This is a genomic window from Rhodococcus sp. (in: high G+C Gram-positive bacteria) (genome assembly GCF_049286785.1).
In the GTDB taxonomy this organism is placed as follows: Bacteria; Actinomycetota; Actinomycetes; order Mycobacteriales; family Mycobacteriaceae; genus Rhodococcus_F.
Genome location: NZ_JBAQEO010000670.1, coordinates 1 through 8,231, shown reverse-complemented (window position 1 = coordinate 8,231; position 8,231 = coordinate 1). Strand labels below are relative to the sequence as shown.

The 8,231-nt window shown below is 66.4% G+C and carries 8 protein-coding genes and 3 pseudogenes; 4 read left to right on the top strand and 7 right to left on the bottom strand.

Features of this window, described 5'->3' with window-relative positions; translation table 11 throughout:
* Positions 1–334 precede the first annotated feature (334 nt).
* Positions 335–523, top strand: a complete 189-nt coding sequence (locus WAW17_RS24140) for a hypothetical protein (protein WP_422335418.1) — start codon at positions 335–337, stop codon at positions 521–523.
* A 390-nt stretch (positions 524–913) separates the two neighbouring features.
* Here the strand turns inward: WAW17_RS24140 and WAW17_RS24135 are convergent, their stop codons facing one another.
* Positions 914–2,137 (bottom strand): L,D-transpeptidase, encoded by a 1,224-nt coding sequence (locus WAW17_RS24135; protein ID WP_422335417.1) that lies wholly within the window; start codon positions 2,135–2,137, stop codon positions 914–916.
* A 137-nt stretch (positions 2,138–2,274) separates the two neighbouring features.
* On the opposite strand from WAW17_RS24135, the gene WAW17_RS24130 reads away from it, so the two are divergent.
* A complete protein-coding gene (locus WAW17_RS24130; RefSeq protein ID WP_422335416.1) occupies positions 2,275–2,874 on the top strand; it encodes a hypothetical protein in 600 nt (199 codons plus the stop codon).
* An 89-nt stretch (positions 2,875–2,963) separates the two neighbouring features.
* Here the strand turns inward: WAW17_RS24130 and WAW17_RS24125 are convergent, their stop codons facing one another.
* From WAW17_RS24125 to WAW17_RS24115, 3 genes and pseudogenes are all read right to left on the bottom strand, one after another.
* Complete coding sequence (locus WAW17_RS24125; RefSeq protein WP_422335415.1) at positions 2,964–3,626, bottom strand: TetR family transcriptional regulator; 663 nt, start codon at positions 3,624–3,626, stop codon at positions 2,964–2,966.
* Between the two features lie 84 nt (positions 3,627–3,710).
* Positions 3,711–4,283, bottom strand: a pseudogene (locus WAW17_RS24120) (AAA family ATPase); the annotation flags it as partial.
* Positions 4,284–4,314: 31 nt separating this feature from the next.
* Positions 4,315–5,172, bottom strand: coding sequence for a mycofactocin-coupled SDR family oxidoreductase (locus tag WAW17_RS24115; protein ID WP_422335414.1), 858 nt, complete (start codon positions 5,170–5,172; stop codon positions 4,315–4,317).
* A gap of 29 nt (positions 5,173–5,201) precedes the next feature.
* On the opposite strand from WAW17_RS24115, the pseudogene WAW17_RS24110 reads away from it, so the two are divergent.
* Positions 5,202–5,642: pseudogene (locus WAW17_RS24110) on the top strand (MoxR family ATPase); the annotation flags it as partial.
* Positions 5,643–5,666: 24 nt separating this feature from the next.
* On the top strand, positions 5,667–6,635 hold the full coding sequence (locus WAW17_RS24105) for a vWA domain-containing protein (protein WP_422335419.1): 969 nt from the start codon (positions 5,667–5,669) through the stop codon (positions 6,633–6,635).
* Between the two features lie 189 nt (positions 6,636–6,824).
* On the opposite strand, the pseudogene WAW17_RS24100 reads toward WAW17_RS24105, so the two are convergent.
* The 3 genes and pseudogenes from WAW17_RS24100 to WAW17_RS24090 all read right to left on the bottom strand — a co-directional run.
* A pseudogene (locus WAW17_RS24100) lies at positions 6,825–6,977 on the bottom strand (IS3 family transposase); the annotation flags it as partial.
* A gap of 167 nt (positions 6,978–7,144) precedes the next feature.
* Complete coding sequence (locus WAW17_RS24095; protein ID WP_422335413.1) at positions 7,145–7,444, bottom strand: DUF6262 family protein; 300 nt, start codon at positions 7,442–7,444, stop codon at positions 7,145–7,147.
* Positions 7,441–8,231: tyrosine-type recombinase/integrase (locus WAW17_RS24090; RefSeq protein ID WP_422335412.1), on the bottom strand; the 791-nt coding region annotated here is incomplete at its 5' end. The genes WAW17_RS24095 and WAW17_RS24090, both read right to left, overlap by 4 nt.

The window sequence follows — 8,231 nt, the reverse complement described above, 5'->3', positions numbered from 1 at the left end:
TTGCTCGTTTCGGGAACGAACGCAGCCGCGGTCATCGGGCCGACTCCGCAATGGGGGGATGCGATTCGTTGCGCCGGAATCGAGAGGCGTTCCCAACAGTCGTGACCATCTTCGTCACAGAGATCGCTGTCAGAGCCTGACTTGGCGCGTTGTACATCTCTCGTCCTCGCACTGTAGATAACTGGTCTTCACACCATTCGTCGGCGCTGAGATCCCGTACACGGCCAGGTAGGCGGAGCGGGCGGGGCCATGCCGTCGATCGCCGAGGTGGTTAGCGATCCTCACCGAGGCCCCGCCGAGCGCATCCGAGTAGATCTACGCCAACTCCGAGCACGTGCTGATCAGTCAGCGCAGTGTGACGGTGCAGCGCATGTACTTCCAATGTGACCTGAGCATCGACGCCTCCGCGTGGACCGAGGACCGGACCTGGGAGGCACTGCAGAAGCGGGTCGCCGGACCGGACGGATTCGAACTCGAGCGTAGCCCCATCATCGAACAGATGGTGCTGCCCTTCCGCGCGTAGTGTACGAGCCGATGCGCTACGGCAATGTGTTCCTCGCGGGCGAAGCCTGGCGCAGTATTCCTCCGACCGGCGCGATTCCTCCGACCGGCGCGAAGGGCCTGAACCCGGTCAGTTCCCGGTCGAGGTCGCCAACGAGCCGGGAACGGCGAGCCACAAGCAGGACGATCACACCCACACGGTGCCACACCGTGGGGCAGCGCGCTGCCGCCCACCCCCACGCGAAGATTCAGAACACGCCCAGTGCGGGGAAAACCCGTCCCGTCCCGTCGCCGAGGCTGAGCAGGTCGAATCGGGTGGCCAGCCCCAGCACTGCCAGACTCATCGCGAATCCGAGGGGAAGGCGTCGCTCGGTCCGACCCCCTGGCCCTGCTGCAGGGGTCGATGGGCGGGTCAGGTCAGTGCGCTGCCTGCCTGCCATTGGTCCCACGGGACGGACCAGTCGCCGTTCTGCCACAACTCGAGTGGGGCTCCGCCGGTGCCCCGGACCTCGACGACGTCGCCGGGGACGGAGAAGTCGTAGAACCAGCGGGCGTTGGAGGGGCTGAGGTTCAGGCACCCGTGCGAAACGTTGGTGTTGCCCTGCGCCCAGATGGTGTCGGCGAGTTCGTGGAGGTAGATGCCGTCGTTGCTGATGCGGGTGGCGTAGTTGATCGACTCCTTGTATCCGAGGCGCGAGTTGACCGGCAGACCGTAGGTGGAGGAATCCATCACGACCGGGTTGGCCTTGTCGATGACGGTGTAGACGCCGGGCTGCGTCCAGAACGAGAGGGTCCGCCCGCCCACGACCTCGGTGCCGCCCCTACCCATCGAGGTCGGCATCGTCCGGACCACCTGCCCGTTGTCGGTCACGGTCACCTGTTTGGTGGCATCGTCGGCCACGGAGATGTGCGCGTCCCCGAGGGTGAACGACGTCTGCACGTCCTCCTGCCCGAAGAGGTCTTCGCCGACGGCGAGGCCATAGACGTTCGCGCGGACCCTGACCTGGGTACCAGGCGCCCAATAGTTCCGCGGTCGCCAGTGCACGTTCTGGTCATCGGCCCAGTACCACGAGCCGGCGACCGGAGGTGTGGACTCCACGTGCAGGGCCTTCTCGGCGGCGGCCTTGTCGGTGATCGCTTCGTCGAAGTGGGTGACGATCACGATGCCGACCCCGAAGGTTCCGCCGTCGGTCAGCAGGTTCCCACCGGTGGTGACGAAGGACGGTTTGGTCTGGTTGCCGGGCCGGACGGTGGAGAAGGTGCTGGTCCGAGTGCTCCGGGCGCCCTGATCGCCGACCGCGGTGACCACAAGGGTGTAGGTCTTGCCGTAGCCGAGTGGCACTCCCGGTTTCCAGGAGAGACGGTCCGGGGTGAAGATGCCCTCGACCACCCGGTTCTCGTCGTTCGTCATGGTGACCGTTTCGAGGGTGCCTCCGGTGGTGCTCACCGATACCGGGTCGAGGGGATTGACCGCGGTGGCGCCGTCGGCCGGGGCCACCGTGATCGGCGGTCCCGGCGGCGGCGTGGCCGGTCCTGCGGGTTGGTCGGTGGATGGTGCGCAGGCAGCGGCCATGAGAGCGAGCAGCAGGACTGCGACGACGTGGACGAGGTGACCGGGCCGGCGACGGGCGTGCATGACAGTGATTCTCCCGTGTGGGTCGGCCCGGGCGCGTGCTGTCGCCGGTATGTGACTACCATTGGGCTCGAATCCCCACTTCACGACACGGTTCCATGCAGCTGCGCTGTCGGTGCGTGCCGGTAGTGTCCGCTTCCGTGACGACTATCGAGCAGGCCCCTACGGCGCAGGGCACCGCCGCACCGGGTGTCGTTTCCGGCAGACGGGTGGGGGCTGCCACCAGAGTTGTCGGAGGAGGCGGCCGCCCGGATCGCCGGGGCGGTGGCCGCGTCTCGTTCCGAGGGCACACGGCGGACGTATGCGTCGGCGTGGCGGCGGTTCGAACGGTGGTGTACGGCGCACGGACGCACACGGCGTTGCCGGCGCACCCGGTGACCGTCGCCGCCTATCTGGTCGCCGCCGACGACACTTACGACATGGCAGGGGAGCGGGCCTACGTCCCGGTCACTCTGGCCCGGTGGGTGGCGGCGATCGGCTACCACCACCACGCCACCGGTCACCCGATCCCACACACTCACGACCTGGTGCTGGACGCTGTCCGGAATCCGCCGCGACTACGCACGGTTTCACCGAGAGCGGCGGGGCAGGGCCGCCGGCGCGGTCATCACCGCTCCTCGTCCCATACGGCGGGGTCGAGCGCGCTGCGGAACCTCGGCTCGAGCCACGACCGCGTGATGAGGTCGGCGTCGTGGGTGACCATGTTGTCGCAGAACGGCGCTGACAAACCTCTCGGATGAACGGATGAACTCTCGATGTACCGGTGGTGCCGGCCGCACGGTTTCGGATGTGTCGAATCAATCGCTCGGGAGCGGTCTCGAACGCCCTGTCAGGGCGCCTCTGGCTGCCGGGTCCGGCCGGTCCGGGTCTCTTCGGTGGGCGGAGCTGCGGGTACGACCAACTCCAGCGTCCGACGGAGCACCTCGGCCGGTTCCTCGTCGGGGTGCGCGACCCAGTACCGAAGGGCAGCCTGCACTCCCGCGGCAGTTGCGTGGCCGACCGCGACAGGAAACAGCGTGTCGACCGGGTGCCCCGTCCGGCGTGCGACGAACTCTGTTATTGCGGTGCGCCAGGCGTCCTGGCGTACCGCGGTGTGCGCCTGCACCGCCGGGATATCGAAGACGAGTTGTGCGCGGTGCAGCGCCCACTCGCGCCGTTCGGGCGGAAACTGCAGCGCGGCGAGTACCGCGCGGATCAGGACCTCCTTGTAGTCCTCCCCGTTGCCGGTGCTGCTTGTCTGCAGTGCCTCGCGCAGCCTCTCCAGCTCCGCCGGCGATTCGACCCACAACACATCCGCCTTGGCGGGGAAGTAGCGGAAAAAGGTCCGTCGGCTGATTCCCGCGGCGGAGGCGATGTCGTCGACGCTGACCTGTTCGAATCCTTTGTCCAGAAAGAGTCTTTGCGCCACATCCGCGAGCGCGTGCACGCTGGTGGAGGCGGGCCGACCCCATCGCGCCCCGCCCACGTTTCGTTCATCCCCCGAGTCCGTCACGGGCCCATCTTGACAGAGAGTGGACGAAAGTCCCCTTTTCGCCTCGAACCTCTACACTTTTGACACCCTATGCCATATGGTGAGGCGCGGATCACAGCCGAGTTTCATCACCTTGGTGCCGACATTGTCGAACGGGTTCATCGATGCGACGATCCTGAACGTGGGCAGCGCCTCGACCGACCCGACACGCGGCACCGCAATCCGCCGCTCGGCCATTGCCGTGAGCAGGGTGTTGAGCGTGTCCTCCGGCGCACGGTTGAGTTCCTCGATGTAGAGAAACCCGCCGGTGCGCATCGCTTCGACGAGTGGGCCGGCGACGAAGTTCCCGGCCGAGTAGTCTTCGCGGAGCACTCGAGACGGATTGTGGTGGCCGACCAGCTGTGTCGGCGTCAGGTCGGCGTTACCCTCGACGAACACAAACGGGATGCCCCATTCGGACGTGATGGACCGCAGCATCGTCGATTTGGACGTTCCCGGTGGACCTTCCAGCAGCACGTCGCGCCCCGCGGCAACGGTGGCGAGCAGCAAATCGAGTTCGTGGGTGCGGCCGACGAGGTGGCCGGCGACCCGGTCGCGGATACCGCGGACCGTGTCGACGCCCACCCCGGTGACCCGGGTTCCGGTGACGGCGGTGTCGGATTGGGCACTGAGGGTCATGATGCAGCCTCTGCCGTGTCTATTCCTGCCGCTACTTCTTCACCGGTTCATGGTTGTAGCCGGTGAGCAGCATGTGCCCTGCGTCGACGGGGATGGTCACCCCGGTGACGCTCGCCGCGAGTTCGGAATTCAGGTACAGGGCGGTGTTCGCGATGACCTCCGGTGGCATGAAGGTATGTCCCTTGAGCGCGTGGAAGTGGTAGCCACCCTCGAACAGCTCCTCCTGGGTGCCGCCCTCATGGCCGGCAAACATGTCCCTGGCACCTTGGTGGTCGGTCATCGGGGTGAGGATCGCCCCTGGGTTGATCGAGTTGCACCGCACCCCGTGCGGGGCGAGTTCGAGGGCGATGTTCTTCATCAATCCGATGACACCGTGCTTGGAGGCCACGTAGTGGGAGTAGTTGACGCCCGGTTCGAGGCCGTTGACGGACGAGGTGATGACGATCGACCCGCTCTGCCGCTCGATCATGTGCGGCGCCACCGCTTTTGCGGACTTCCACACGCCGGTGAGGTTGACGTCCATCATATCGTTCCAGGATTCTTCGCTCAGTTCCCAGAACGGACCCATGGTCCAGATACCGGCATTGGCGATGAGGATATCGATCTGACCGAACTCGGCGATACCCTGCGCAACGGCGGCATCGAGCTGCTCCTGCGACCGGACGTCGGCGGTGATCGCCAAGGCACGGCGGTCGAGTTGCTCGACCTGCTTGACGGTCTCCGCAAGATCTTCCTGGCGGGCCATCGCGTAAGGCACGCTGGCGATCTGGTCCGCAATGTCCACGAGGATCACGTCGGCGCCTTCGCGGGCCGAGACGAGGGCGTGTGCGCGGCCCTGTCCGCGTGCGCCACCGGTGATGAGCGCGACCTTACCGTCGAGAAGTCCCATGATTACTCCCTCTTGTGTCGGTGATGATCCGGCTTCCCGACTCGGTGCACGACCGGCTGTGCCGCATCGCCATCGGCTATCAGGATGCCGAGGCAGAACGTGGAATCGTTGTGCAACGCACCGGAATCGAATCTCCACGTCTGGTGTCGGACGCGGTCGCCCTCACCCGGGCCACCCGGGAACGTGACGACGTCCGTCAGGGCAGCAGTGTCCGGGGCGCGATCGACCTGACCGTGATCGCGATTCAACTCGCGATGATGCGCGACGTCGTTCTGCCCGAAGAGCCGGCGCTCACCCCACCGCGCGACCTGCCCGGAGACTACACCGGCGTGGTGCTCGACGCCCTGCTCGTCGCGCTGTCGGGACGCATTCACGTCGACGAGACTCTTGCGGCCACGCCCGAGGCGGTACTCCGTGAGGTATGGGAAGACCATTTCCTGCTCAATCCATCTGCGGCCAAACCTGGTTGAAGAGCCATCGAGGCGGATTCCCCGCTGACCCGCCGACGGTCTTCGGGCAAGCGGGGATTACGTCCGCTGCGGCGGCGGCCGAAACAGCTCGACGTAGAGCCGACGTTGTTCCAGCCTTCCAGCGGATCCGGGGGCGCCCTGGTGCTGATCGGCGCCGACCGGAGTCGTGGACGGGCTGGATCTGCCCGGCTACCAGGCTCCACCACCAGTGGTGACACTGCGGAAACCGGCGAGGTGATTGCCCTCGACGAGGTCGACGAGTCCGCAGCAGACACGCTCACACGTCGCCGCTCCCACGGGATCGCACGCCGTCTTGCACTCGCGCAGCCCCCGCGCGACAGGCGTGCGAGACGCGGCGTCGGCGACCTGACGAACGTTCGCTGGTGGGGCGGCTCCGCCGAAATGGACCTCGACGCGACGGTGCAGGCGATCGCGGGAAAGCCGTTCCCCGAAGACGACGACATCGTCGTGCGCGAGCGCGTGCGCGCACGGCGGTCGGTGGTGCTTGCCATCGATCTCTCCGGGTCGATGAAAGGCGCGCGGATCCGCACTGCCGCCGCGACTGTCGGCGCACTGGCGAGCGCACTGCATCGTGATCGGCTCGCGGTGATCGCGTTCTGGTCGGACGCGGCAGTGCTCTCACCGCTGGGGCGGCGCCTCGACCCGAGTGCGGTGCTCGACCTGCTGCTCCAGGTTCCAGCACGAGGACTGACAAACGTTGCCTTTGCCCTGCAGACTTCTCGAAAAGAACTGAGCAACACTCCGTTCAGTGAGGGAAGAGTGCTCCTGCTCAGCGACTGTGTTCACAACGCCGGTCCCGACCCGCGGACGATTGCGACCACGCTGCCGCGATTGGACGTGCTGCTCGACGTCAGCGGAGAGAAGGATGTCGACCTGGGGCGCGACCTCGCGCGCCTCGGTCGCGGTAAGTGCCGGACGATTCGCTCCTACCGCGACGTTCCGGACGCGTTGCGGAGCGTGTTCACGGTGTGACAAGATCGCGACCCGCGAGCTATTCCCGAAACCTCTGTCCGACGCACTTCGGGCAAGTGAGTAGTGCCGGCGATCGGGCCAACCCGCTCGCAAGCTTGATGAACGACATGAATTGCGCCCAAGACGACACGGCCACTCCTGATACGCAACGACAGTTAGTGAATCGCCCCGATTTCGGCGGAGGCTCGGTTATCTGGTTCCGGCCTCAGCGAGGACCGGTGTCTCACGGTAGTCGGCCGCCGTGTCATTCGACCAGTAGGCGGCCTCGTACTCGGCAGGTGGAACGTGGTCGATCTCGCCATGTAAGCGGTGGTGGTTGAACCAGTCGATGTACTCGGCGACCGCCCACTCGACGTCTCAAACGCCTCGCCAGCCCCCGCGTGGGCGCATCACGGGATTGCGAATGCACTCGGCCTTGAACAACGAGTTGAACGCCTCCGCCATCGCGTTGTCATACGATTATCCGGCTAATAGGCGGGTCAGGCTGGTGGATTGGCCGGTTAACGATTTCAGCGCTTCGGGGTCTGCAGTCTGCGGAGTTGCTCCTCGTGGCGTCGCACGCGCGCTGCGAGTTCGTCGACCACTGTTCGTAGGGTGGCGATCTCGTCGGTGAGGCCGACCACGGTGCCGCTGCGGGTGCTGCTGTGGCGGTGTTCTTCGATGACGGCGCGGATGGTGGGGTCGCGGTAGAGGGTGGTGCGACCCAGGCCGGTTCGGGCGGCGACGGCGGTGAAGGTGACGTCTTTGCCGTCGTGGCCGAGTGCGATGCAGGCGCGTTCGACGCGGTTGAGGGTGTCGGTGTTGGTCATCCTGCTTGGGCCTTGCTGATCAGCGTGTCGAGTCGGGCGATGAGTCGCTGGTGGCGGTCGGCTTCGGTGATCCAGCCTCGCTGTTCGGCGTCGGCGGCGAGGGCTTCGGCGTCGACGCGTTGGGCAGCAAGGACGGGTAGCGAGCTGGGTTCGGAGTGGTAGCTGGGGCAGTGTTCGCAGATGTTGGCGTAGGTGCAGGCGCCCTGGGCGGGTGCGCGTAGGCAGAACCCTCCGGCCATCCGGGACTTCAGCAGCGGGGTGTCTTTCCAGTCCGCGCCGCCGGTGATGTCGGTCAGTGGCAGGCTGGTCCGGCCGGGCGTTGGGGTGCGGGCCTGGGCTTTGGCCAGGTCCAGGGCGCGCTCGTACTCGGTGCGGACGGTGGTGTCGAAGAGCCGTCCGTAGCGCAGGCTCATCTCCGCGGACATGTGGCCGAGCAGTGCCATCAGTGCTTGCAAGGAGACCCCGGCGTTGACCAGGGCGGTGGCGTAGGTGTGCCGCAGCTGGTGCGGGGTGATGTGTTTCAGCCCGGCGAGGTCGGCGGCCCGGTCGAGCTCGGCACGGACGGCGCCTTGTCCCAAGCGTCGGCCGTGGTGGGTGAACAGGAACTGGGCCGGGCGTCGGTAGCGGGGGTGCGGCAACGGTCGTCCCTGGGATCGCAGCTCGGTGATGCGGTCGACCAGGTCGAGGATGTCGGCGTCGATGGGGATCATCCGTTCGGTGTCCATCTTCCCCAAGGGCACTTTGAGCCAGCTCCCGCCGTCGGGGATCTCGTGCACGCAGTCGAGTT

Bases quoted from the DNA above. Each gene is read 5' to 3' on its own strand.
- WAW17_RS24135 (WP_422335417.1), bottom strand. From the start codon at position 2,137: ATGCACGCCCGTCGCCGGCCCGGTCACCTCGTCCACGTCGTCGCAGTC.
- WAW17_RS24115 (WP_422335414.1), bottom strand. From the start codon at position 5,172: ATGGGACTTCTCGACGGTAAGGTCGCGCTCATCACCGGTGGCGCACGC.
- WAW17_RS24095 (WP_422335413.1), bottom strand. From the start codon at position 7,444: ATGACCAACACCGACACCCTCAACCGCGTCGAACGCGCCTGCATCGCA.